This window comes from Bradyrhizobium sp. Mp19, from assembly GCF_029952935.1.
Classification (GTDB): domain Bacteria; phylum Pseudomonadota; class Alphaproteobacteria; order Rhizobiales; family Xanthobacteraceae; genus Bradyrhizobium; species Bradyrhizobium elkanii.
The window spans coordinates 146,734-169,364 of sequence record NZ_JASAUT010000011.1 but is presented as its reverse complement, the minus strand read 5'-3'; the positions used below and the strand labels follow the sequence as shown (position 1 = coordinate 169,364).

Sequence of the window (22,631 nt, the reverse complement as noted above, 5' to 3'; positions counted from 1 at the left end):
TTTGCGGCACAATAGTAGACCCTCATGGTGAGGAGCGCCGCTTGCGGCGCGTCTCGAACCACGAGGCCAAGCACTTGTCCGGTCGCCAAGCGGCATTGCGATAGCCCTGCGCTTGCGGGGAGGGCTGGGGTCTCTCCGCAACCGATCAGCCCGGTTTGCCCGCCTTGATCTCCTTGAACCTGGCAAGCGCCTGCTCGAACTTGGCGTTGAACAGCCACATCGCATCGAGGATCTCGCGGAAGGTCGCAGATGTTCTTGCCCGGTCGGCCCGGCCGTAAGCGAAGATGCTGTTGTTGCGCAAGTATCGCATGATCCTGGCATCGGAAATTCTGTAACCGACGAGGTTGCCCGACCTGAGTGCGGCCCTGGTCGGCGTCGGAATGATCTGGATCAGCTCAAACAGCTTCATTTGATCGATCGGATCCGGCAGGGCTTTCAAAATCGCGGGGATCTCCGGGAAAATATCCGCGTGTGCGTTCATGAGGGCGTCCCGCACGGCGGTCCAGTGATTGAACCTGTGATCAAGGTTGCCGGCCCGCGCCTCTTCTTTGTCGTCACGACCGCTCAGTGCAGGATCGAGGGCCGCGATTGATCCCTTGATCGCTGCCCACTTCCTTCGGCCGTTGCGGTCTTCGGACGGACCGGTCTGCAGGCTCCCCTTGTAGGTGTTCGACCGCGCATTCCCCGCATTTTGCTTGCCGCCGGTCTCGGCAAAGAAAAGGCCGAGGCTGATACGGCCCGCGGCCGCGGCGTCCTTGGCATCGAGACCCTTGGCTCGCGCGATCGCGGCCGCCAGATCGACCACGTCCGTGAATGGCGTATCGGATCGTTGCGCGCTGGCGGGCGGCGCCTCCATGATCTCAAAGAGCTTCCTGTACTCATCGAACAGCGGCTCATTGTCGGCGTCAAAATACGCCGGGGGAATTCGGAATCTGCTGGGTCTTCCAATCCTGGACGGAAGCGCATCGGTGAGATCCTTGTATGCGCTCATCATTTCGACGCGGGCCAGGTAGAGGGCCTGGCCCGGCAGATTGGGCAGCGGCTGATTGGAATCGATCTGCGCGCGTCGCTGGCGCAGGATCGACTCGAAGCTCTTCAGGGCATTCTCGTACGTCTCACGTGCGGCCGATTGCTGGCTCGTGAGCGCGAGGGGCGCCGCAGTGCCTGGAGACGCGGAACCACCGATGACGGCCGAGGCCAGCGACAGGACCACCCCAAGCAGCCCAAGAGATCGCGCTGCTGCCGGCGCAACGGCAGATGTCCTGATCGCCATGACGGCTTCCCGATGCCGGCGCGTCGCCGAATCCAACAACTTGGATCGTAGACGACGAACGCGCCGGCGGCGAGGCCGAAGCCCGGCAATCCGTCAGTGGCCGTTTCTCAGCGCCGCCTCAAGCGCCTCACTCGAGCACGGCTTGGTCAGCCGCGGCTTGTCGGCGAGCGATGCCGGCAGCTTGATGTCCGCGCCATAGCCCGTGACGAACGCGTAAGGCACCTTCAGCGCATCCAGCCGCTCGGCGATCGCGAACGTCTTCTCGCCCCTGACGAGGCCGACGTCGAGCAGCGCGAAATCCGGCGCGCGCTCGGCGATCAGCTCGAGCGCACGGGCGACGTTCGCCGCGGTGCGCACCGTGCGGGCGCCGAAGCCGAGGATGGTGTCCTCGAAATAGAGCGAGATGATCGGATCGTCCTCGACCACGAGGACGTCACCGGGCATGCCGGCATTGGGGGTGAAGTCCATGGCGTGCCAGTTTCCGTTTGCTAGAGCTTGTTGCTTTGACGCGTTTTCCTCACGCGAACCGGTATCCAATTCGCTCGAAAACGCTCCAAAGCATGGATGAAAGACCGGATCAGTCCGGCCGGATGGCCCGCGACCGGCGCCTGAAAGCACGCCGGCTGTTCCCGAGATGAAACCACCACATCGCGAGCGACGCCGTCTGTTCACTAGTGAACATAAATCCGGGAACCTTTCGATTATTGTCGGCGTTGGGTTTTCAGGAATTTCCCATGATCGCCAAACGGACCGAGTTGGCCGGGACGAATGACCGGCCATTCAACAATCTTTTGCGCCGGCTGAACGACGCCGATTACCAGTTGATCGCACCGCATCTGGGGTTGGTCGACGCGCAGGCCAACGACCTGCTCTACAGCCCCGGCGACGATGTTCAGACCGTGCATTTCCCGTGCGGGCCGAGCCTCGTCTCCTACATGGTGCCCAATGAGGACGGCCGCGATATCGAGACCATCCTGGTCGGTCGCGAGGGCGCGGTCGGCGGCATCGTCAGCCAGGGCTTCCTGCCGGCCTATACCCGCATCGCCGTCAAGTTCGGCGGCCCGTTCGCGCGGCTGCCGATCAGCAAGCTCAACGCCGCCAAGCTGAAGTCGATCTCGGTGCGCAACATCTTCGCGCGCTATGCTGATTGCATGCTGGCGCAGATCTTCCAGTCGACCGCCTGCAATGCGATCCACTCGATCGAGCAGCGCGCGGCGAAATGGATCATCTCCGCGATGGAGCGCACCAATGGCAACGGCATGGTGCCGCTGACCCATGAACAGCTCTCGACCCTGCTCGGCGTCGGCCGCAGCTACACCAGCCGCGTGATCCAGAACTTCAAGGCGGAAGGTGTGCTGGAGACGCGCCGCGGCGCGATCGTGATCCGCGACACGGACAAGCTGCGGCAGCGCTCCTGCCTGTGCAACGACGCCGTCAAGGATCATTTCGAGGAGGTACTGCGCGGGGTCTATCCGAGCGAGGACAACCCGGCGAACTAGGGTGTGTACGCATCATTCGTCGCATCCGCCATGCTTCCGGAACCCGACGCTAAACCCGACATCGCCGTAGGGGTTCGTCCTATCGCCCCAACCCGCGCGCTTAATGAGCGCTTAACGCTTTTGCGCAACAGATAGGATCACCAGCGCGGAATTAGTCCTTGTTATGAGTGCGAGCCGAGCTCCCGAGGAGGGGAATCGGATGGGACTGCTTGTTGTCGGAGCGCTGGCAGGAATCCTGGTCGGCTTTGGCTGGTTTGCGCCTTCCCGAGGGTATTTCCTTGGGTGTGGGTCAAGACCCTGTTTCGACAAGGTTGCAGTCGCCCCGCCCACAGAGCCCATGCCGGCGGCGTTAGCGCCAGCTCCTGCGATCGTCAAATCGAATTCTGCAACCCCGGCAAAATCCGGCAGGAGACCATCATCGAAGAAACACCGACCGGCCGACCTCGCCAAGGCGGCGTCCCCGCGGACGAGGAACAACGTCCCGACACCCGAACGCGCCGCGGACATGGCAGATCCTGTCCTCACCAAAGCGAAGGTCACGATTGCAGCGCAGATAGAGGATCCGGGATCGGCCGAATTCAGCGACATGAAGCGCGCCATGCGAAAGAACACGTTCGGGCGCGCCGTGGATACGATTTGCGGGCGCGTGAAAGGAAGCAGTGCGTCGGGCGGAGAGACTGGAGGGAGGCCGTTTCTGTATCTTGTGAAGGAGGATGAAGCGTATGTCGTCGACGGCAAATCGGAGTCGGCGGCGTCAACGGCGTATCGAAATATCTGCAAATAGGGGATGCGTCGACCGCGCCACGGCGCGCGTCCAAATGATTTGATCGGAAAGAATTTCCACCGAAGCGCCAGGCTATCCCGCAATGGATGCGATCCTGATGTCGGCGCTGCGCGTGATGATGCATTCAGGATGAATGCCGCAACGGTAAATGCGCAATACGCATCGATGGGACTGTCGCAGAAATTCTTTTCATTCCGAGGAAATCATGGACGACATAACGGACTCCTCAAAACGGCTCAATGGAGCGCTTCACGTACCGGTTCTGGTGATCATCGAGCCGCACCTGTTGCCCCGCACATGTATTCTCAACGTCCTCAGACGGGAATTGGCCGACTTCGAGATCCTCGACATGGCAACGGTCCAAGGCCTGGACTGCATGTCAGCCCGCGACGTTCGTCTGGTGCTGCTGAGCATCGCGGACAAGCCCATCGGCGATCCCTCGGTCGAGGACGATCTCGCCTTCGTGGCCGAGCACTGTCCCAATGCCGCCGTCGCAATCCTGTCAAACCATGACGACGAGCCGACCGCACAAGCCGCGATGCAGCGGGGTGTTCGCGGCTTTCTTCCCACCTCGCTACCAATCGAGGTCGTCATAGCCGGCCTGCGCCTGGTTCTTGTCGGCGGCGTCTACAGGCCGTTGCCGGTCGCCGAGATGAACAGGATGCCGGGTTTCGATCCGCCGGACGCGCGCGGGCTTGCGTCCGCATATCTGATGAACGAGGCAGCCAGGGCGGCCATCGACAGGAGCGGTCTCACGCCTCGAGAGCAGCACGTTCTGGCGGAATTGGAGCTCGGCCTGCCCAACAAGCTGATCGCAGCCAAATTGAAGCTCTCGGAAAGCACCGTCAAAATGCACATTCAGCATATCATGAGGAAATGTGCCGCTCACAATCGCACGGAAGCGGTCCTCCGCTGGCGCGGCCGGTCGCTCCCCCAGAATCGCGATCACGACCCGGGTACAGCCCCAATGCCGGAGACCTAGTCACCCTGAGCCGGATCAATCCTCTCTGAATGCACCGCGGAAGCTGTCGAGCAGGGGCCTGAGCGCGTAAAGTGCGACGGTACCGCGCCCCGTGGTGATGAACACTTGAACCGGCATACCGGGGACGATCTGGAAGTCGTTTGCGGCGATCTGCGCGTCGTCGATCCGGATCTTGGTCGCGTAGTATGGCTGGTCGGTACGCTTGTCGAGTAGCCGGTCTGCCGATATGTGCACGACGATTCCCTTCAGGCGCGGTACGCGACGCTGATTGTACGGCACGAGATGCACCTCGGCATTGAGGCCGGGATGAACCACATCAATGTCCTCGGGCCTCAGGCGGGCGGTCACGATGAGGCGGTCTTGCCTTGGCACCAGTTCCATGAGCGGAGCACCCGCCCCGATGACGCCGCCCGCTGTATGAATCCGCAAGTCGGTTATCACGCCGTCCTCAGGCGCCTTCACCTCCGTTCGCGATAGCTGATCCCTGGCCGCAAGCAACCGCTCGCGGAGCTGGAATATCTGGTTCTGTGCCTCACGAAGCGACTGTGCGATCTCGTTCTGCCTGTCGCTCTCGAGCTTGAACAAGGTGGCCTGCTGCTCGCTGATAACCTGCCCGGCGCGAGAAATCTGCGCGGTGATCTCGCCGCGGCGACCCTCAACGTCGGCCAGTTCACGCTGCAGGTTCAGAAGCCGCGGCCGCCGTTCGAGTCCCTTGTTCACGAGCGTCGTGACCATATCCAGTTCTTCCCGGACGATGTCGACCCGCTGCCCGGTGGCGCTCTGCTGAGCCTTGAGACCTTCGATCTCCCTCTCGACTTGAAGCCTCCGTTCGCGAATGACCGCAAGCTGCGACTCATGAACCTGCCGGCGCGCCTGAAAAATGAACTGCTGCGCCGATACCGCGGCGGCGGCCACCCCATTTCGCTTGCCGTCCTGTTCCAGCGTGCTCGGGATTGCGATGCTCTCAAAGTTCTGCTGCTCGGCCTGAAGCCGCGCGGCACGAGCCATTGCATCCCACAACTGGCCTTGAAGGCTTTGCACCTCCGAGCCGGGCCGGGTGTCGTCCAGCGCGATCAGCGTCTGTCCGCTTCGCACGATATCGCCGTCCGAAACCAGGATCTTCCTGACGATCCCGCCTTCCAGGTGCTGAATCGTCTTGCGGCTCGATTCTGATTCCACGACGCCGGAAGCGATCGCGGCGCTCTCGAGAGGCGCGAGGCACGCCCATGTGCCAAGCCCCAGCATGAAACAGAGCACCAGCAGGTTGCCCGCCAGGGCGATACCGCGAAGCCGTCCACGCGGAGAGATGGGTGTCGGGGTCGCACACCATGGATATTCGAGAGGCTCGAAATCGTCGATCGCGGTAACCACGGCCCCGGATCGTCTGGCGAGCGGGGGACTTGCCGGCATTCGCACGAGTTGGTCCCAGATCGCGGGTAGCCGCGATATCGCGGGAAGCTTCCAGATGGTGAGAGGATTCCGGATCATGGCGCAATCCGCGAGGTAACCTGGGGTCGGTTCAGGTGTCGCTCAAAGATTTCCTCGCTGTCGCCGAAAGCGACGACCGCCCCCTCTTCCATAATGGCAATCTTGTCTGTGGCTGCGAGGAGACCCATACGATGAGTGACGACGACCAGGATGACACCGGCGAGCTTCATGCGCTCGATAGCGTCCAGCAGCATCCGCTCGCCCCCGTAATCGAGACTGGCATTCGGTTCGTCGAGAACGATCAGGCGTGGACCGCCGAAAAAGGCCCGGGCAAGACCGAGGCGCTGCCGATATCCGCGCGAGAAGGATTTTTCACGGTGAATCACCGTGTCGTACCCGTTCGGCAGGCGCATGATCGCCTCATGAATTCCGGCCAGCTTGGCCGCTTCCACGACCTTCCGCCGATCGGCATCATCAAGCCGTGCGATGATATCGCTTATCGTATCGCCGAGCAGCTCGATGTCCTGGGGGAGATAACCGAGACGGTGGCCGCTTAGGCCCTCGCGAAGCAGCGAGACGTCGGTATTGTCGAGCAGGACACAGCCGTGAGTTGGCGTCGACAGCCCGGCAATCACCCGGCCAAGCAGGGACTTGCCTGACCCGGACGCACCGATAATGCCAAGGCATTCTCCGCTCGCGAGCGTGAACGAGACACCGTTCAGCAGAACGTGGTTGGTCCCCGATAGCCTCACGCCGATGTTGTCGACAACGAGACCGCTCGACGCTTGCCGCCGCGAAACCTCCGGATCCTGCTGTCCGGCGGCGGCGGGGGACGCGGCGAGAACCGCGCCGAGCCGCTGACAGGCACTCACGGCCGTCCTGAGTGACTTCCAGCCTGCGATCGCACTTTCGACCGGCGCGAGCGCGCGGCTGAACATCAGTGTCGAAGCAAAAATGATCGCCGGACTCTTTCCGTGATCGAGGACAAGCCACGCGGCAGCCCCCATTATCAACACCTGCGACAGCGCGCGGACCGGCTTGGTGACCAGCATCACGATCTCGCTTCGCCGAACTGCCACATCGTGCTCTCTGCGTGCCTCCTGCGCGTCATGGTAGATCGTGCGCGCGGCGCTATCGAGCATTCCCATGGCGCGGATCATGTGGATGTTGCCTGCGGCGGCCTGGAGGCGGCCGTAGCTTCTGGACAGCGCCGCGCCGGATCTGAGCAGAACGTCCTCGGTGACCAGATCTCCGGCAACCGTGAGAGCGAAGAGGAAGGCCACACAGCAGGCGCCCACCACGCCAAGCAGGGGATGGATGAGAAAGAGGACCAGGAGGAATAGGGGCGCCCAGAGTGCGTCGAACAGCATCGGACATGCGCCGGAATCGATGAACTGGCGCAGCACGGTGAGATCCCGATATGCGTCCGACGCCCGCGTCCAATCGCTGCGAAACGCGGATTCGAGGCTGGCCGAAAGCACGCAAGGACGGAGCCGATCGTCGAGCCAGGCGCCAAGGCGACCCAGGACAGCGCGCCGCAAGGCATCGAACACGCCGCCGACCACGACCGTGATCGCGACAATGAGCGTGAGCAGGAGCAGCGTGTCGCCGCTCCGGCTCGACAACACCCTGTCGTAGATCTGAAGAAGGTAGATCGAGGGCGCAAATAAAAGCAGGTTGTAGCTGCAGCTATACGCGAATACGAGACCAAGCGGTCCCGCACAGGACCAAAGAGCCGCGTGCAGCGGCGTCGGGATCTGCGGCAGGACAGGCAACCGAATGGGCGGCATCAGCATGATCGTCACCGCCTGAAATCGAAGTCCGGCGCACTTGCCCGACGGCCAACGCGATCTGCCAAGAAGCGCATCGGCAGGGCATCGGCGGGGGCATCGGCTTGAACCGCGGGACCGGCAGCAACCGCCGGTCCCGCCACGGTCGGACGAGCCGATGGTCAGAATGTATCGAGGTGGAAGCTCACTTCTCCACCCAGCGCGGCGTTGCCGTCTCCGCCATTGCCGCCGATGCCGGCCAGGACCTCCTGGTGCTGGTCCACCGCGAGCTTGTTGATCTGAGTGGCATCCGTATTGGCATATACCTTGGACGTATCGTGGCCGCTGTAGGATTTCTGGCTTCCGTTCGACTCGGCGCTTCCGCCATGGGCCTTCGCAAACACCGAGGCCGTCGCGTTTGCGCCGCCGGCGTCCCAATCTGCCGTCTGAGTGACGTGGTCGCCGGTGTTCACATGCACATCGGCGCCTTCTGCCTTGTTGGTCGGATCGAAGTTGAGGGTCGGCTTGCTGATGATGGCTCCCTTGAAGGTACCGTCGCCGCCATTTCCGACACTTTGACCACCGGTGTTGATCGATTTGAATTCGATCGAATCCGAGATGCTGATCGCCTTGGGCAACATTTGAGCCTCCGTCCTTGTGTTGGCTGTCGTGCATCATCCATCCCGATCAGGCGGACGCGCACGGGCGAGTCTGATCCGGCGATGCGCGCTGCCGATAGATGTCAAATCGGACACCATCCGGGTTGGTCGACCTACGTACGAAAGTATGACATTCGTCGCGCAACGTTGGGGCTCAAAACAGGTGGGCGCCTCTGCGCGAGATTTGCATGCGCAGGGCTCCGCTCCCTTGCGACCGGCCTGCGCGAGCGGTGCGATGTTTCGCTATGCCAACAGGTGAAGATCCGACAGAAGATGGGCGGAAAGATCGCCACCCAGCGCGAGATTGCCGTAGCCGCCGTCCCCACCAAGTCCGGCAATCTGGACCGCACTCTGGTCGATGTGCAAATTGTTGACCTGATCGGCCACGGCCGTCGAATGGGGCCCCGCGATTGCGATATTGATGGGTGCATAGATCGCGACGCTGACATCGATCAGGCTGCCGGCAAAATAGCCGTTGCCGCCGTTGCCTGCGCCGTTCGAGCCGGTCGCAATCGTGTCGGAGCCGCCCCACAAGCCGTGGGAAAGAAGGCTTGCATGGCCGCCCGTCGCGGCGTTGCCATTGCCGCCGTGCCCGCCCATGGCGGCGATCTGAACTACGGATTGATCCACGCCGGCGTCATTCGTCTGGACTGAATGAACGTTAGAGCCATAGCCCGCGACTGCGATGTTGATCGGGTCGTACACTACGATCGAGGAATGCACGAGACTCCCGTAGAACGCGCCGTCGCCGCCATTGCCGGCCTGACTCCCGCCCGTTTGAGCGTCCCAGACGCTCCCTCCGTTGCTTGATCCCCAACTGGGGTCGAGCGTGATGATGCTGCCGCCGAAGGCCACATTGCCATTTCCGCCACTGCCGCCGACGCCCGCGATCTGCGTAGCCGATTGATCGATGTCGACTGTGTTCGATTGACTTGCATAGGCCGTGCCGCCTGAGCTCGCCACCGCAATATTGATCGGATGATAGATCACGACGGGAGCGTCCACCAACGCACCCGAGAAATAGCCGCTGCCGCCATTTCCGGCGCCGTTGTCACCGCTCCCGATCACGCCGGGGCCCAGGGAAGCACTCAAGGAAGCACTGATGCTGCCTCCCGATGCAAGGTTGTCATTCCCACCATGTCCGCCGACGCCGGCCATTTGAAAGGCGGATTGATCGACATTCAAATCGTTGGACTGATTGGCCACGGCGACCGAGCCGTATCCCAAATTCACCGAAATGTTGATCGGTTCATAGATCAACAGGGATGCGTGAATGATACCTCCGTAAAAGTAACCGTCTCCGCCGTTCCCGGCGGTGTTCGCCCCGCTCTCGATCGAAGCGATACCCGTCGCCGAATGGGGTGCGCCGGCAGCAGGCTTCGTTGCCGAAGCATCCAGGCTCGCCGCAGTGTGGTTGCCGACGTGGCCGCCGGTGCTGCCCCCCGACGCGGTGGGATGGTCGGATTGGCCTGGGCCAGAGTCATAAGGCGGAGAATTCGCGGTCGCGGGATGCGCATCGAGCCCTGCAAACGGACCGCTCGGTGCCGGACCCGGCTCGTCGTCACCATCGTGCCCATCGTGGCGATGAGAGGCGTGATGCAGCCGGATCCCATCCGACATCCGCGAAAAATCCATCGTAGCCTTCCTCATCGCAATCGCTCCGCGCAATCGGGACGGGTTCTGCACTCCGGACAGAATGTCATCCTGGGAAGGTCGAAAGCCCAGCCGTCAGTTCGGATATAGCGCTTCGGATGGTCGCCGTAACATCGGCTACATCCGTTCTGGCGCGGTTACAGCCTTTGTAGTTTTGCGCGGGCCGGCGTCGCCGGCGTGGTCCATCAGCCCGCCGCTCCCAGGCGGACGGGTTGATAACCTCGCCCCGCCATTGCAATCGGGAAGGCGCTATCGCGTACCGCGAAAATCACGCTACACTCGCCTCATGAGTGGGGCTGAACTTCACGCCGTCTTCGACGTTGCAGCATGGGGCGCGGCCGCGCTCGCCATGTGGTGGCTGTCGCGCCCGCGCGGGCTGCAATTCCCCCGGCAATCCTTCGAGCTGCCCTACATCGCCGCGTTGCTGTTCGGCGCCGGGGCCGGCGCCTACATTTTCGGCACGCTAAACCTGTGGTTCTCGGGCATGGCGGGCGTCGCCCGCTCGGTCGAGGGCGCGCTGGCCGGCGGCATCGCCGCGATCGAGCTTTACAAATGGCGGCACGGGATTTCGCTGCGCACCGGCGCGCGGTTCGCGCTGCCGCTTGCGATCGGCGTCGCGGTCGGCCGTCTCGGCTGCTATTTCGCGGGGCTCGAGGATTTCACCTATGGCACGCCGACCACGCTGCCCTGGGGCCATGATTTCGGCGACGGCGTGCTGCGTCATCCGGTGCAGCTCTACGAGAGCCTGGCGATGGCGGCGTTCGCGGCATTCTATGTCTGGGCCGTGTTGAACCGAAATGCCGCCGTCATCACCAACGGATTCTACCTCGTGCTGCTCTACTACGGGCTGCAGCGCTTCCTGTGGGAGTTCATCAAGCCCTATGGCACGCTGATCGGACCATTCTCGCTTTTTCACCTGCTGTCGCTGTTTGTCATGATTTACGCCGCCGTCATGCTGGCGACGGCGCCGAATGTGAGCTTGAAGCATGAACGCGCCGCTGCGTAAGGCACGCCCTTACATCTTCTGGGGCCAGACCCAGTCGCTTTGCGAAACCTGCCTGGCCCTGGTGCCGACCAAGATCCAGATATCAGGCAACGAGGTCTGGTACGAGAAGCGCTGCAAGCAGCATGGCGTGCAGTCGACGCTGGTCTCGACGGATGCGGCCTATTGGCGGCTGTGCAAGGATTTCATCAAGCCCGGCGACCGGCCGCTCGCGTTCCAGCGCCACACCGAATTCGGCTGCCCCTATGACTGCGGGCTGTGCCCCGACCACGAGCAGCACTCCTGCCTGGCGCTGATCGAGATCACCGAGCACTGCAATTTGACCTGCCCGGTGTGCTTTGCGGATTCCTCGCCGGCGCGCACCAGCTTCACGCCGTTGGCGAAAATCGAGAAGATGCTGGACGCCCTGGTCGCGAGCGAAGGCGAGCCCGATCTGGTGCAGATCTCCGGCGGCGAGCCGACGCTGCATCCGGACTTCTTCGCCATTCTGGATGCGGTGCGCGCCCGCCCGATCCGCCATGTCATGATCAATACCAACGGCCTCAGGATCGCGCGCGAGCCCGACTTCGTGGCGAAGCTCGCCGAGAACAAGCGCGGGCTGGAGGTCTATCTGCAGTTCGATTCGCTGAAGCGCGAGGCGCTGGTCAATCTGCGCGGCGCGGATTTGCGAAAAATTCGCCAACAGGCACTGGAGAATCTCGAGCGCCACGGCGTCTCGACCACGCTGGTCGCGACCATCAAGCGCGGCGTCAACGACGGCGAGATCGGCGACATCGTCCGCCACGCGTTGACCTGGACGTGCGTCCGCGGCGTCACGCTGCAGCCGGTGCAGGATGCCGGCCGCAACGAGCATTTCGACAAGGACACCGACCGCATCATGCTGTCGGAGATCCGCCGGCGCGTGATCGAGACCGGGGTGTTCGGCGCCAACGACATGATCCCGTTGCCCTGCAACCCCGAGAGCATCTCGATCGGCTATGGCCTACGCAACGGCGACAAGGTACTGCCATTGACCTCGCTGATCCCGCAGGAGCAGCTCATCGCCGTGATGCCCAACACCATCAGCCCGGAGAAATATCCGGTGTTGCGGGAGAAGTTTGTCGACCTGTTCTCGCTGTCGTCGGGGCCGCTGAACACCTCGGAGCGGGTCTGCGAATTGCTGTGCTGCCTGCCGAGCTTCGAGGTGCCGGAGGGCCTGACCTACGAGAACGTGTTCCGCGTCACCATCGTGCAGTTTCTCGACCGCTTCAATTTCTGCGTCGGCAACGTGAAGCGAAGCTGCATCCACTTCGTCACCGAGAGCGGCGCGATCATTCCGTTTGACACCTACAATCTGTTCTACCGTGACGGAAAGATCGACGGCATCCGCGCCGCGATGGCCGGCCAGACTTACCGCGAGACGCGGCAAAGCGAGGAGGTGCCGCGATGAGCGAGACCAATCCACCGCCCATCCCGCCTGCACCACCGGAGCCACCCTACAAATACGTCCCGCCGCCACCGTCACCACGCAGCGGCTGCGCCACCGCGTTCATGGTGCTGTTCGGGCTGGTCCTGCTGCTGCCCGGGCTCTGCGCCCTCCTGTTCGGGTTCGGCGTCCTGAGCGAGTCGAAAACCGATCCCTCCATTCTCTTCCTGATCCTGCTCGGGCTCGCGGTCTGCTTTGCCGGCGTGATGCTGATCCGCGCCGCGATCAAGGGACGGAGCTGACGGACCATTCGACGACGCATGTCCGACACCGACGAGCCGCCCCCGGAACGACCATCGACGCCGCCTTCGGCGGCGGAAGGCTGCCTGTCGATGCTGATGCTGCTGATCGGCATCGTGTTGTTGCTTCCCGCCTTATGCGTCGTGATGGCTGGCCTCAAATCCGGCATGTCGCTCAGAGCGGCCGACTTCCCTATCCTGCTCGTCATTCTCGCGATCGCCCTCATTGGTGGCTGGCTGATCTGGTTGGCGACGCGTCCGCGGAATCGTTAGACCGGTAAATGCCATGAGCAATGTCGAGCAGACCCCGCCGATCAGACCACCGGAACGGGGGCAGCGCAGCGGTTGCGCCACCGCAATCATGCTGGTCGTCGGGGTGATCCTGCTGATCCCGGGGGTCCTGTGCGCCATTCTCAACGCCAAGATGGGCGCCGGGGCCGGCGGCGACCCCATCACCATGTTCGTGATGATGGCGGCGCTGGGCGGGCTTGGCCTGATCGTGTTCGCGATTACCCGGAAGTAGGACCTGAAAGCCCCTCAAAACGCGCCTTTGGAGCGAAAATCAGCCCTCCAAACAGCCAATAAATCATTGTTTTTTGGCGTTTTCTGACTATATTGCGCCGCAACGCGCAAGGTGCCCGGTCCTCTGACCGGGCTTCCTTTTTGGGGTGATGCGTCCCCGTCAAATTTCTTGGGTATGAGCGTGATCCGGGCCCGAATGGGCCACGCGAGCGAGCGGCCGGCCAAACTGGTCCGGCGAGATCGCGCATCTGACCATTGCACGACCAGAAGAAGAGCCATGAACCTTCGCAACGTCGCCATCATCGCCCACGTCGACCACGGCAAGACCACCCTCGTCGACCGCCTGCTGCAGCAATCCGGCACCTTCCGCGAGAACCAGAAGGTCACCGAGCGCGCTATGGACTCCAACGACCTGGAGCGCGAGCGCGGCATCACCATCCTGGCCAAGGCCGCCTCGGTGCAGTGGAAGGACATCCGCGTCAACATCGTCGACACCCCCGGCCACGCCGACTTCGGCGGTGAGGTCGAGCGTATCCTCAACATGGTGGACGGCGCGCTGGTGCTGGTCGACGCCGCCGAGGGCCCGCTGCCGCAGACCAAGTTCGTGGTGTCGAAGGCGCTCAAGATCGGGCTGAAGCCGATCGTCGTGATCAACAAGGTCGACCGTCCCGACGCGCGCCCGACCGAAGTCATCAACGAGGTGTTCGACCTGTTCGCGGCGCTCGACGCCAGCGAAGAACAGCTCGACTTCCCGATTCTGTACGGGTCGGCCAAGCAGGGCTGGATGGCGGAGAGCCCGGAGGGTCCGAAGGACCTCGGCATGCAGCCGCTGTTCGACCTGATCGTTCGCCACGTCGAGCCGCCGAAGGTCGAGGAAGGGCCGTTCCGCATGATCGGCACCATCCTCGAGGCCAACCCCTATCTCGGCCGCATCATCACCGGCCGCATCTCCTCGGGCTCGATCAAGCCGAACCAGCAGGTCAAGGTGCTGTCCGCCGACGGCAAGCTGATCGAGAGCGGCCGCCTGACCAAGATCCTCGCCTTCCGCGGCCTCGAGCGCACCCCGCTCGAGGAGGCCGAGGCCGGCGACATCGTCGCGATCGCGGGCCTCACCAAGGGCACCGTTGCCGACACCTTCTGCGATCCCACCGTCGAGACGCCGCTGCCGGCGCAGCCGATCGATCCGCCGACGGTGTCGATGTCGTTCATCGTCAACAACTCGCCGCTCGCCGGCACCGAAGGCGACAAGGTGACCTCGCGCATGATCCGCGACCGCCTGATGCGCGAGGCCGAGGGCAATGTCGCGCTGCGCGTCGTCGAGGCCGCCGACAAGGATTCCATGGAAGTCTCCGGACGCGGCGAATTGCAGCTCGCGATCCTGATCGAGACCATGCGCCGCGAGGGCTTCGAGCTCTCGGTGTCGCGCCCGCGCGTCGTGCTGCAGAAGGACGAGGCGACCGGCGCCTGGCAGGAGCCGATCGAGGAAGTCGTGATCGACGTCGACGAGGAGCATTCCGGTGTCGTCGTGCAGAAGATGAGCGAGCGCAAGGCCGAGATGATCGAGATGCGCCCCTCCGGCGGCAACCGCCTGCGGCTGGTGTTCTACGCGCCGACCCGCGGCTTGATCGGCTACCAGGGCGAACTGCTCACCGACACCCGCGGCACCGCGATCATGAACCGCATCTTCCACGGCTATGCCGCCTACAAGGGCGAGATCCAGGGCCGCCGCAACGGCGTGCTGATCTCCAACGACCAGGGCGAAGCGGTGGCCTATGCGATGTTCAAGCTGGAAGACCGCGGCCCGATGATGATCGAGCCGGGCTGGAAGGTCTACAAGGGCATGATCGTCGGCGAGCACACCCGCGACAACGACCTCGAGATCAACGTGCTGAAGGGCAAGCAGCTCACCAACATCCGCACCACCTCGAAGGACGAGGCGGTGCGCCTGACGCCGCCGATCCGGATGACCCTGGAAAAGGCGCTCGCCTATATCGAGGACGACGAGCTCGTCGAGGTGACGCCGAAGTCGATCCGGCTGCGTAAGAAGCACCTCGACCCGAACGACCGCAAGCGCGCCGAAAAGGCCAAGGAAGCTGTAGCGTAAGCGGTGGCTTAAGCGGCGGCGTAGTAGCCTGTCGTGCCCCGGCTTGACCGGGGCACCCGGTACACCGCGGCTCATCGGCTCAATCACTGCTGTCTCCGGAATACTGGATCACCCGCATGCGCATGCGCGGGTGATGACAGTTATGCGCGGGGTGACTTTAGGCGTCTTTCCAGACGTGCTAGAGCCGGGACATGACTTCCCTTCCCTCCACGATCGATGTTGCCATCATCGGTGCCGGCGCCGCAGGCCTCGGTGCCGCGAATGCGCTGAAGGACTCCGGCCTCTCCACGATCGTGCTGGAGGCCCGCGACCGCCTCGGCGGCCGCGCGCATACGATTCAGGCCGCGCCTGACGTGGTGTTCGACGTCGGCTGCGGCTGGCTGCATTCGGCCGACCGGAACAGCTTTGTCGGCATCGCCCGGCAACTCAACTTCGAACTCAACAAGGACCTGCCGCCGTGGCGCGAGCGCGCCTACGGCGAGGCGTTCCCGCAGGCCGCTCGCGACGACTTCACGCACGCACTCGACGAATTCTACGACCGCATCGAGCAGGCGGCGCAGCAGGGCAGGGACAGCCCGGCCAGCCTGTACCTCGAGCCCGGCAACCGCTGGAACCCGATGATCGATGCGATCTCCACTTATGTGAACGGCAGCGAGCTCGACCAGGTCTCGATCCTCGATGTCGATGCCTATGAAGACACCGACATCAATTGGCGGGTGCGGCGCGGCTATGGCGCGCTGGTCGCGGCCTATGGCGCGCAGGTGCCGGTCGCGCTGAACTGCGAGGTCAGGCTGATCGATCACTCCGGCAAGCGCATCCGCATCGAGACCTCGCGCGGCACGGTTGAGGCGGACAAGGTAATCGTCACCGTGCCGACCAACCTGATCGCCGATCAGGCGATCCGCTTTTCGCCTGCACTGCCGGACAAGCTCGACGCCGCGCGCGGCCTGCCGCTCGGCCTCGCCGACAAGGTGACGCTGGCGCTGGCCGAGCCCGAGGCGCTGCCGAAGGAAGGCAATCTGCGCGGCGCCACCATGCGCACCGAGATGGGCACCTATCACATCCGCCCGTTCGGCCAGCCCTGCATCGAAGGTTTCTTCGGCGGCCGTTTTGCGCGACAGCTCGAAAATGCCGGCGACGGCGCCATCGCCGCGCACAGCATCGACGAGATCGTCTCCTTCCTCGGCAGCGATTTCCGCAGCAAGCTGAAGCCGCTCAGCGAATCCCGCTGGGCCCACGACCCGTTCGCCCGCGGCTCCTACTCGCACGCATTGCCCGGCCACGCCGACAAGCGCGCCGTGCTGGCCGCGCCGGTCGACGGCCGGCTGTTCTTCGCCGGCGAAGCGACGTCGCCGGAGTTTTTCTCGACCGCGCACGGCGCACGGGACTCGGGGGAGCGGGCGGCGAAGGAAGTGGTGGATGGATTTCCAAGTAAGGGGTAGCCGTTAGATTCGTCATTCCGGGATGGTCCGAAGGACCAGACCCGGAATCTCGAGGTTCCGGGTTCGATGCTTCGCATCGCCCCGGAACGACGAACTTCACTCCAGCACCCTCGGCCGCATATCCGCATCCGGCACGAAGCACGTCTCGTACTTCCCGAAGATCTTGTACCGGTTGCGGGCGATCAGGCTGTAGACGGCATCGCGCAGCGGCTTGGGCACCGCGAACAGCGTGCGGGTCCAGCCCCAGCCGGGCAGATGGCTCAGCACCGTCAGCGCCGCATCGGATTTCATGTAGGCGACGCCGCCATGGACGACGGCGTTGGTGTCGGGGTCGTCGGGATCGATGCCGAAAGCCTTCGCCAGCCGCGTGCCGTAGCCGGACTGGATCGGCGTGAAGCGAAAGCGCCTGTCGGTATCGCGGGCGATGACGAAGCGGACCCAGCGCGAGCAGAAGATGCAGACGCCGTCATAGAGGATCACGTCGTCGTCGGGCCAAGTGCTCATTCTTGATTCCTTTCGACGCGTTTTCTTCACGCGAACCGGTTCCCACTTCGCTTGAAAACGCTATCGGTTATCCAGGATCAGCAGCGCGACCAGCATCAGCACGATCGCAGGTCCCGTCTTCACCAGCGCGCCGAGCGGCTCGATCCAGAGATCGGGCGTCAGGATCGCCGATCCCGCCATGTAGCCGAGCGAGGCGATGATGCCTGCGATCAGGCCGAACGCCGCGGTGCGGCGGATCGCGATCAGCACCCCGATGCTCATGTCCATCAGGCTGGTCAACACCGTCACCGGCCCGACCAAAGCGGGCGGGAAATGGTGCGCGCGCAAGATGCCTGCCGCGGCGTCATAGGAGACCACCAGCGCGATGAAGCCGGATGCGATCCAGAACAGCACGAGGCTCACGAAGATCAGCGCCTTGATCAGGAACAGCCGCGCGAACCATTTGTCCTGAATGGTCGCGGGGCGCTCGCCGACCGCTTGCGCGATTGTCTTCGGCACGATGCCGGTCGCTTGCATCCAGCCTGCGGGATCGCCGGTGACGCCGCGGCGCAGCTCGGCGATCGCGGTGGAGCGCAGCGGCGGCATCCAGCCGAGGCGGCTTGCGAGATCGCCGAGGCGGGCGCCGAGATCGATCAGCAACGGCGGCGTCGCGATGCGGAGATGCTTTGCCGTGCCGAACGACCGGCGGAACTGGGCGATGACGCCGCCGAGCGAAATCGGCTGCTTCTGCATCAGGTCCCATGTCACCGATCGCATCGCTTCATCGGCGACATCGCGCGCCGCAAGCCAGGCGATGGTGGCGGCGATATCCTCGACTGCGACCGGCTGGAACGGCGTCGCGGCCTCATCGGCCGGCAGATCGATCGGCAGCGCCGCCAGCGCGCGCAGCATGGCGCTGCCGCCATAGGCCGACGGCGCGATGACGAAGCCCGGACGCAGGATCGCATGAGGAATCCCGGACGCCGCAATCAGCCGTTCGGCCTCGCGCTTGGTGGTGCTGAAGGCGGTGCGGTCCGCATCGGCCGTACCGGGAATCGAGATGTGGACGAGACGGATCGCGCGGTGGCTGTCACCAATCGCCCGCAACAGCCGCGCGACGAGGTCGCGGTGCACCGCGCTTGTGTCGCTGCCCGGACCATCCTGCAGCACGCCGAGGCAGTTCACGACGATGTCTACCTCGTGCGTGCGAAGCAGCTGCGTCAGCGCCGCGGCATCCATCGACATGACAGGCAGCTCGATGTCGGCCGCGCTCATTTTCTGCGCCGGCGTGAAGTGCCGCGCGATGCCGATCACGTGAAAGCCGCGCGCCCGCAGATCGTCGGTGATGGTGCGCCCGATCAGGCCCGACGCGCCGAGCACGAGGATGTTGTGTGATGCATCGTCACTCATGGAGCCCTGGACTATCTGGTGGTCATTCCGGGGCGCGAAGCGAACCCGGAATCTCGAGATTCCCCGATGCGCAATTGCGCATCTGAGGTTCGATGCTTCGCATCGCCCCGGAATGACGACACTGGACTAAAATGGTTTCGCGATCATCAGCCAGAGGATGATCATCACGGAGCCGAAGCCGGGAATACCGAACAGGACCCAGCGGCGAAACAGCGCAAAATAACGCGGCGGCAGCGGAAGACCTTTTTCGACGGCCGCCTGCGCGAGGTTGCGCATCTCGATCTGCATGAAGACGACGGGAACCCAGAACACGCCGGCCAGCGCGTAGAGCGCAAGCGAAACCACGAGCCAGCGCTCGGTGATGCTCGTTGCCGACAGCAGCATCAGCAGTCCGCCACTCACCGGCTGCAGCAGCACGGCGGTCAGCGTGAAGATCATGTCCGCGATCACGACGGTCGCCGCCGTGCGCGCGATGAACGCCGCATCCTGCGTGCGATGCGCCGCCAGCATGAAGAAGGCGATGCCGGTCCCGGTGCCCAGGATCACGATGGCGCCGAGCACGTGCAGATATTTGATCAGGAAGTAGAGCGTCATCGCAGTCCGCTCGTGATCGGGCCAACTTCGGTGCGCACAAATACCGCCGCTGCCATAGGCCGGTCGGGCGCGAAAATCCACTGCAGCGGCGCAGGCGTGGCGCGGTCGGAGTACCCACATTGCGTCTGGATTCGCCCGCAGAATCCTGGCCGCGAATCAGCCCCCGAATGAGCTTTTTCCAACTATGGCAGTGTCATACTGCGCTCGCGATACACGCTTTGCACAGCTCCGGATCGGCGGTTGGCCGCTTGAGCTCCGGCAAGTGTCCTCTTTCGGAACAAGTTCTCACGACACTGATGCAGAAAATCCACAGATTAACCGATAATTAACGATGGACCTTGAAGGCGGCCCGCCGACTTGCTTTGATTACACCCATGAGCACAACGCTAATCGAGGTCCGGCCGGCCAAAGCTGCAGACGCGGCGGCGGTGGCGTCTACCCATGACGAAGCCTGGCGCTCGGCGTATCAGGGAATCATCCCCGGCGCCGAACTCGAAAAGCTGATCAATCGCCGCGGCCCGCAGTGGTGGGACAGCGCCATCCGCAAGGGCAGCCGCGTCAGCGTGCTGGTGTTCGGCGACCGGGTCGCGGGCTACGCCAATTACGGCCGCAACCGCGCCCGCAGCCTGCATTTCGAAGGCGAGATCTACGAGCTCTATCTGCGGCCGGAATTCCAGGGGCTTGGCTTCGGCCGGCGCCTGTTCGCCTCCGCCCGCCGCGACCTGATGCAGAGCGGCCTCAAGAGCATGGTGATCTGGGCGCTGTCCGACAACGAGCCGGCGACCGAGTTTTACCGTGCGCTGGGCGGCCGGATGGTGGCGCGCTCCTCGGAGCGGTTCGGGCCGAAGTCGCTCGACAAGGTCGCTTTCGCCTGGGCGAACTGAAAATCCTGCTTCTCTCGCAGCTGCAGCAAGGCTAAACCAGCCTCAAGCGCTGCGCGCGTCGGCCAGCCCGGCCTCAAGGCCGGGCCTGGTGCCGTTTTGCGGCCCGGCGGCGCCAACCAAAAAATCACATCGTTCTCAACTTCCAGAGGCCACGCGGAGCAATCCATGCGTATCGACGCCATATCGATCGGAAAAAATCCGCCCCACGACGTCAACGTCATCATCGAGGTTGCCGTCGGCGGCGAGCCAATCAAATACGAAATGGACAAGGAGGCCGGCACGCTCGTGGTGGACCGCTTCCTCTACACGCCGATGCGCTATCCCGGCAATTACGGCTTCATCCCGCACACGCTGTCCGGCGACGGCGATCCCTGCGACGTGCTGATCGTCAACACCCGCGCGATCGTGCCGGGCGCGGTGATGAGCGTCCGTGTGGTCGGCGTGCTCCTGATGGAGGACGAGGCCGGCGGCGACGAGAAGATCATCGCGGTGCCGTCATCGAAGCTGACCCAGCGCTACGACAAGGTGCAGAACTACAACGACCTGCCGGACATCACGCTGCAGCAGATCCAGCACTTCTTCGAGCACTACAAGGACCTCGAGAAGGGCAAGTGGGTGAAGGTGCTGCGCTGGGGCGACGCCGACGAAGCCCGCAAGCTGATCCTCGAAGGCATCGAGCGCGCGAAGAAGAAGTGACTAACCTCGCCCCGCTTGCGGGGAGAGGTCGGATCGCATGTAGCGGAGCGGAATGCGATCCGGGTGAGGGGGTACAGGTCTCTCGACAATCCCACCTCAGGGAGGGGCCCCTCACCGCAACCCTCTCCCCGCAAGAGCGGGGCGAGGGAGCAACTCACACCGCCGGAGCCGACAAGCCCTGGATCGCACAGGCGGCGCGCAGCGTGTTGACCAGGAGGCACGCCACCGTCATCTGCCCGACCCCGCCGGGCACCGGCGTGATTGCGCCGGCGACATTGAGCGCTTCCTGGAACGCGACATCGCCGACCAGTTTCGGCTTGCCGCCGGGCACCGGGATGCGGTTGATGCCGACATCGATCACCGTCGCACCCGGCTTCAGCCAGTCGCCCCGCACCATCTCGGGCCGGCCGACCGCGGCATAGACCAGATCGGCCTGGGCGCAGAGCTTCGGCAGATCGCGCGAGCGCGAATGCGCGATCGTCACCGTCGCGTTCTCGTTCAGCAGCAATTGCACCAGCGGACGGCCGACCAGATTGGAGCGGCCGATCACGATCGCGTTCATGCCCTCGAGCGAGGCGTGCACGCTCTTGGTCAGGATGATGCAGCCGAGCGGCGTGCAGGGCGACAGCGCGGCCAGGCCCCCGGCGAGCCGGCCGGCATTGCTGGGGTGCAGACCATCGACGTCCTTGGCCGGATCGATCGCGTTGATGATGGTCTCGGTGTGCAGCGATTTCGGCAGCGGCAGCTGCACCAGGATGCCATGCACCATGGGATCGCGGTTGAGCCGCGCGATCAGCGCCAGCAGATCGGCCTGCGACACATCCTCCGGCAGCTTGTGCTCGAACGAGGCCATGCCGGCGGCCTGGGTCTGGGTGTGCTTGCTGCGAACATAGACCTCGCTGGCGGGATCATGGCCGACCAGCACGACGGCGAGCCCCGGCGTGAGCGCATGGTCGCGCTTGACGCGGGCGACCTCGTCGGCGACGCGGGCGCGAAGCTCGGCGGCGATGGCTTTTCCGTCGATGATGCGGGCAGTCATGTCAGTCCCTTGTCTGCTGGTTCGGCTTGGCCGCAGTCAGCTTCCTCAATATATCGCCAAGCCCTTTCGGATCGCCGTCCACCGCGACCTGCTTGAGCCGCGAGGTGGCGCCGGACAACAGCTTCACCCTGGCCTTCGGCACGCCGAGCGCCTTGGCCAGCAGCTCAGTCACCGCACGGTTGGCCTCGCCGCCCTCGGCGATGGCGCGCACCCGCACCTTCACCACCGAACGGCCGTTGGCCAGCGTTTCGATCCCGTCGATGTCGTCGCGGCCGCCGCGCGGCGTCACGCGCAACGCGATGCTGATGCCCTCGGTGGAATAGCGCCAAGGATCCATCAAGGCTCCTCGCCAAGGCTCCGTCGAAAGGATCAGATCACGTTGGGATAGATGTAATAGGCGATCACCCGCTGGATGAACATGATGATCAAGATCACGATGATCGGCGAGATATCGAGCCCGCCCAGATTCGGCATCACGTTGCGGATCGGCCGCAGCACCGGCTCGGTGATCCGGTAGAGGAACTCGGCCACCGCAGAAACGAACTGGTTGCGCGTGTTGACCACATTGAAGGCGACCAGCCAGGACAGGATGGCGGAGGCGATCAGCAGCCAGACATAGAGGTCGAGGATGATGATGACGATGTCGAGAACAGCGCGCATATGAGGGAGGCTCGCGGGTAAGACAACCGGTTGAAGCGCAACG

Annotated in this window: 24 protein-coding genes; 12 read left to right on the top strand and 12 right to left on the bottom strand. The window is 63.8% G+C overall.

The annotated features are described in order from the left end of the window. Nucleotides 1-145 precede the first annotated feature (145 nt). The gene (locus QJT82_RS16160) at nucleotides 146-1,273 is read right to left on the bottom strand and encodes a hypothetical protein (RefSeq protein WP_028343752.1); all 1,128 of its coding nucleotides are present in this window, start codon (nucleotides 1,271-1,273) and stop codon (nucleotides 146-148) included. A 93-nt stretch (nucleotides 1,274-1,366) separates the two neighbouring features. Beyond that, nucleotides 1,367-1,741 carry a response regulator gene (locus tag QJT82_RS16155; RefSeq protein ID WP_028343753.1) on the bottom strand — a complete coding sequence of 125 codons (375 nt, stop codon included), beginning with the start codon at nucleotides 1,739-1,741 and terminating at the stop codon, nucleotides 1,367-1,369. Nucleotides 1,742-2,007: 266 nt separating this feature from the next. Between QJT82_RS16155 and QJT82_RS16150 the strand changes: the two genes are divergently transcribed. The 3 genes from QJT82_RS16150 to QJT82_RS16140 all read left to right on the top strand — a co-directional run bounded on the left by QJT82_RS16150 (nucleotide 2,008) and on the right by QJT82_RS16140 (nucleotide 4,538). After that, nucleotides 2,008-2,772, top strand: coding sequence for a Crp/Fnr family transcriptional regulator (locus QJT82_RS16150; RefSeq protein ID WP_028343754.1), 765 nt, complete (start codon nucleotides 2,008-2,010; stop codon nucleotides 2,770-2,772). A gap of 199 nt (nucleotides 2,773-2,971) precedes the next feature. Continuing rightward, nucleotides 2,972-3,556, top strand: a complete 585-nt coding sequence (locus QJT82_RS16145; RefSeq protein ID WP_245288874.1) for a hypothetical protein — start codon at nucleotides 2,972-2,974, stop codon at nucleotides 3,554-3,556. A gap of 205 nt (nucleotides 3,557-3,761) precedes the next feature. Next, the gene (locus tag QJT82_RS16140) at nucleotides 3,762-4,538 is read left to right on the top strand and encodes a response regulator transcription factor (protein WP_028343756.1); all 777 of its coding nucleotides are present in this window, start codon (nucleotides 3,762-3,764) and stop codon (nucleotides 4,536-4,538) included. 15 nt (nucleotides 4,539-4,553) lie between these two features. Here QJT82_RS16140 and QJT82_RS16135 read toward each other — a convergent pair whose 3' ends face one another. The 4 genes from QJT82_RS16135 to QJT82_RS16120 all read right to left on the bottom strand — a co-directional run bounded on the left by QJT82_RS16135 (nucleotide 4,554) and on the right by QJT82_RS16120 (nucleotide 10,029). Further along, nucleotides 4,554-5,909, bottom strand: coding sequence for an HlyD family type I secretion periplasmic adaptor subunit (locus QJT82_RS16135; RefSeq protein ID WP_245288875.1), 1,356 nt, complete (start codon nucleotides 5,907-5,909; stop codon nucleotides 4,554-4,556). A gap of 113 nt (nucleotides 5,910-6,022) precedes the next feature. After that, nucleotides 6,023-7,762 carry an ATP-binding cassette domain-containing protein gene (locus tag QJT82_RS16130; RefSeq protein WP_028343758.1) on the bottom strand — a complete coding sequence of 580 codons (1,740 nt, stop codon included), beginning with the start codon at nucleotides 7,760-7,762 and terminating at the stop codon, nucleotides 6,023-6,025. A 155-nt stretch (nucleotides 7,763-7,917) separates the two neighbouring features. Next, entirely contained in the window at nucleotides 7,918-8,376 is a 459-nt protein-coding gene (locus tag QJT82_RS16125) for a hypothetical protein (protein WP_028343759.1), read from the bottom strand. Between the two features lie 261 nt (nucleotides 8,377-8,637). Next, nucleotides 8,638-10,029, bottom strand: a complete 1,392-nt coding sequence (locus tag QJT82_RS16120; RefSeq protein ID WP_245288876.1) for a hypothetical protein — start codon at nucleotides 10,027-10,029, stop codon at nucleotides 8,638-8,640. A gap of 304 nt (nucleotides 10,030-10,333) precedes the next feature. Between QJT82_RS16120 and QJT82_RS16115 the strand changes: the two genes are divergently transcribed. From QJT82_RS16115 to QJT82_RS16085, 7 genes are all read left to right on the top strand, one after another. After that, nucleotides 10,334-11,053 (top strand): prolipoprotein diacylglyceryl transferase family protein, encoded by a 720-nt coding sequence (locus QJT82_RS16115; protein WP_028343761.1) that lies wholly within the window; start codon nucleotides 10,334-10,336, stop codon nucleotides 11,051-11,053. Next, complete coding sequence (locus tag QJT82_RS16110) at nucleotides 11,034-12,479, top strand: radical SAM protein (protein WP_028343762.1); 1,446 nt, start codon at nucleotides 11,034-11,036, stop codon at nucleotides 12,477-12,479. The genes QJT82_RS16115 and QJT82_RS16110 overlap by 20 nt, the downstream gene beginning before the upstream one ends. Further along, nucleotides 12,476-12,757, top strand: a complete 282-nt coding sequence (locus QJT82_RS16105) for a hypothetical protein (RefSeq protein ID WP_028343763.1) — start codon at nucleotides 12,476-12,478, stop codon at nucleotides 12,755-12,757. The genes QJT82_RS16110 and QJT82_RS16105 overlap by 4 nt, the downstream gene beginning before the upstream one ends. 18 nt (nucleotides 12,758-12,775) lie before the next feature. Beyond that, on the top strand, nucleotides 12,776-13,027 hold the full coding sequence (locus QJT82_RS16100; RefSeq protein ID WP_028343764.1) for a hypothetical protein: 252 nt from the start codon (nucleotides 12,776-12,778) through the stop codon (nucleotides 13,025-13,027). 13 nt (nucleotides 13,028-13,040) lie between these two features. Then, nucleotides 13,041-13,277: a hypothetical protein gene (locus QJT82_RS16095; RefSeq protein WP_028343765.1), complete on the top strand. Its 237-nt coding sequence runs from the start codon at nucleotides 13,041-13,043 to the stop codon at nucleotides 13,275-13,277. A gap of 276 nt (nucleotides 13,278-13,553) precedes the next feature. Beyond that, the gene (gene typA / locus QJT82_RS16090) at nucleotides 13,554-15,380 is read left to right on the top strand and encodes a translational GTPase TypA (RefSeq protein WP_016847242.1); all 1,827 of its coding nucleotides are present in this window, start codon (nucleotides 13,554-13,556) and stop codon (nucleotides 15,378-15,380) included. A 191-nt stretch (nucleotides 15,381-15,571) separates the two neighbouring features. After that, nucleotides 15,572-16,822, top strand: a complete 1,251-nt coding sequence (locus QJT82_RS16085) for an NAD(P)/FAD-dependent oxidoreductase (RefSeq protein WP_028343766.1) — start codon at nucleotides 15,572-15,574, stop codon at nucleotides 16,820-16,822. Nucleotides 16,823-16,918: 96 nt separating this feature from the next. On the opposite strand, the gene QJT82_RS16080 is transcribed toward QJT82_RS16085, so the two are convergent. The 3 genes from QJT82_RS16080 to QJT82_RS16070 all read right to left on the bottom strand — a co-directional run bounded on the left by QJT82_RS16080 (nucleotide 16,919) and on the right by QJT82_RS16070 (nucleotide 19,309). Continuing rightward, complete coding sequence (locus QJT82_RS16080; RefSeq protein WP_028343767.1) at nucleotides 16,919-17,326, bottom strand: thiol-disulfide oxidoreductase DCC family protein; 408 nt, start codon at nucleotides 17,324-17,326, stop codon at nucleotides 16,919-16,921. A gap of 60 nt (nucleotides 17,327-17,386) precedes the next feature. After that, nucleotides 17,387-18,715 carry an SDR family oxidoreductase gene (locus QJT82_RS16075; protein WP_028343768.1) on the bottom strand — a complete coding sequence of 443 codons (1,329 nt, stop codon included), beginning with the start codon at nucleotides 18,713-18,715 and terminating at the stop codon, nucleotides 17,387-17,389. Between the two features lie 126 nt (nucleotides 18,716-18,841). Further along, entirely contained in the window at nucleotides 18,842-19,309 is a 468-nt protein-coding gene (locus QJT82_RS16070) for a DUF2269 domain-containing protein (RefSeq protein WP_028343769.1), read from the bottom strand. Nucleotides 19,310-19,683: 374 nt separating this feature from the next. Here QJT82_RS16070 and QJT82_RS16065 point away from each other — a divergent pair, with 374 nt between their 5' ends. Next, nucleotides 19,684-20,193: a GNAT family N-acetyltransferase gene (locus QJT82_RS16065; RefSeq protein ID WP_028343770.1), complete on the top strand. Its 510-nt coding sequence runs from the start codon at nucleotides 19,684-19,686 to the stop codon at nucleotides 20,191-20,193. Between the two features lie 165 nt (nucleotides 20,194-20,358). Then, a complete protein-coding gene (ppa, locus tag QJT82_RS16060; RefSeq protein ID WP_028343771.1) occupies nucleotides 20,359-20,889 on the top strand; it encodes an inorganic diphosphatase in 531 nt (176 codons plus the stop codon). A gap of 154 nt (nucleotides 20,890-21,043) precedes the next feature. Here ppa and folD read toward each other — a convergent pair whose 3' ends face one another. Genes folD through QJT82_RS16045 form a run of 3 tightly spaced genes read right to left on the bottom strand, consistent with a single transcriptional unit; the run spans nucleotide 21,044 to nucleotide 22,588 of the window. Then, nucleotides 21,044-21,928: a bifunctional methylenetetrahydrofolate dehydrogenase/methenyltetrahydrofolate cyclohydrolase FolD gene (folD, locus tag QJT82_RS16055; protein WP_028343772.1), complete on the bottom strand. Its 885-nt coding sequence runs from the start codon at nucleotides 21,926-21,928 to the stop codon at nucleotides 21,044-21,046. Nucleotide 21,929: 1 nt separating this feature from the next. Then, nucleotides 21,930-22,265, bottom strand: a complete 336-nt coding sequence (locus QJT82_RS16050; protein ID WP_080686922.1) for a DUF167 domain-containing protein — start codon at nucleotides 22,263-22,265, stop codon at nucleotides 21,930-21,932. Between the two features lie 32 nt (nucleotides 22,266-22,297). Further along, nucleotides 22,298-22,588, bottom strand: a complete 291-nt coding sequence (locus QJT82_RS16045) for a YggT family protein (RefSeq protein ID WP_016847252.1) — start codon at nucleotides 22,586-22,588, stop codon at nucleotides 22,298-22,300. Between the last annotated feature and the right edge of the window lie 43 nt (nucleotides 22,589-22,631).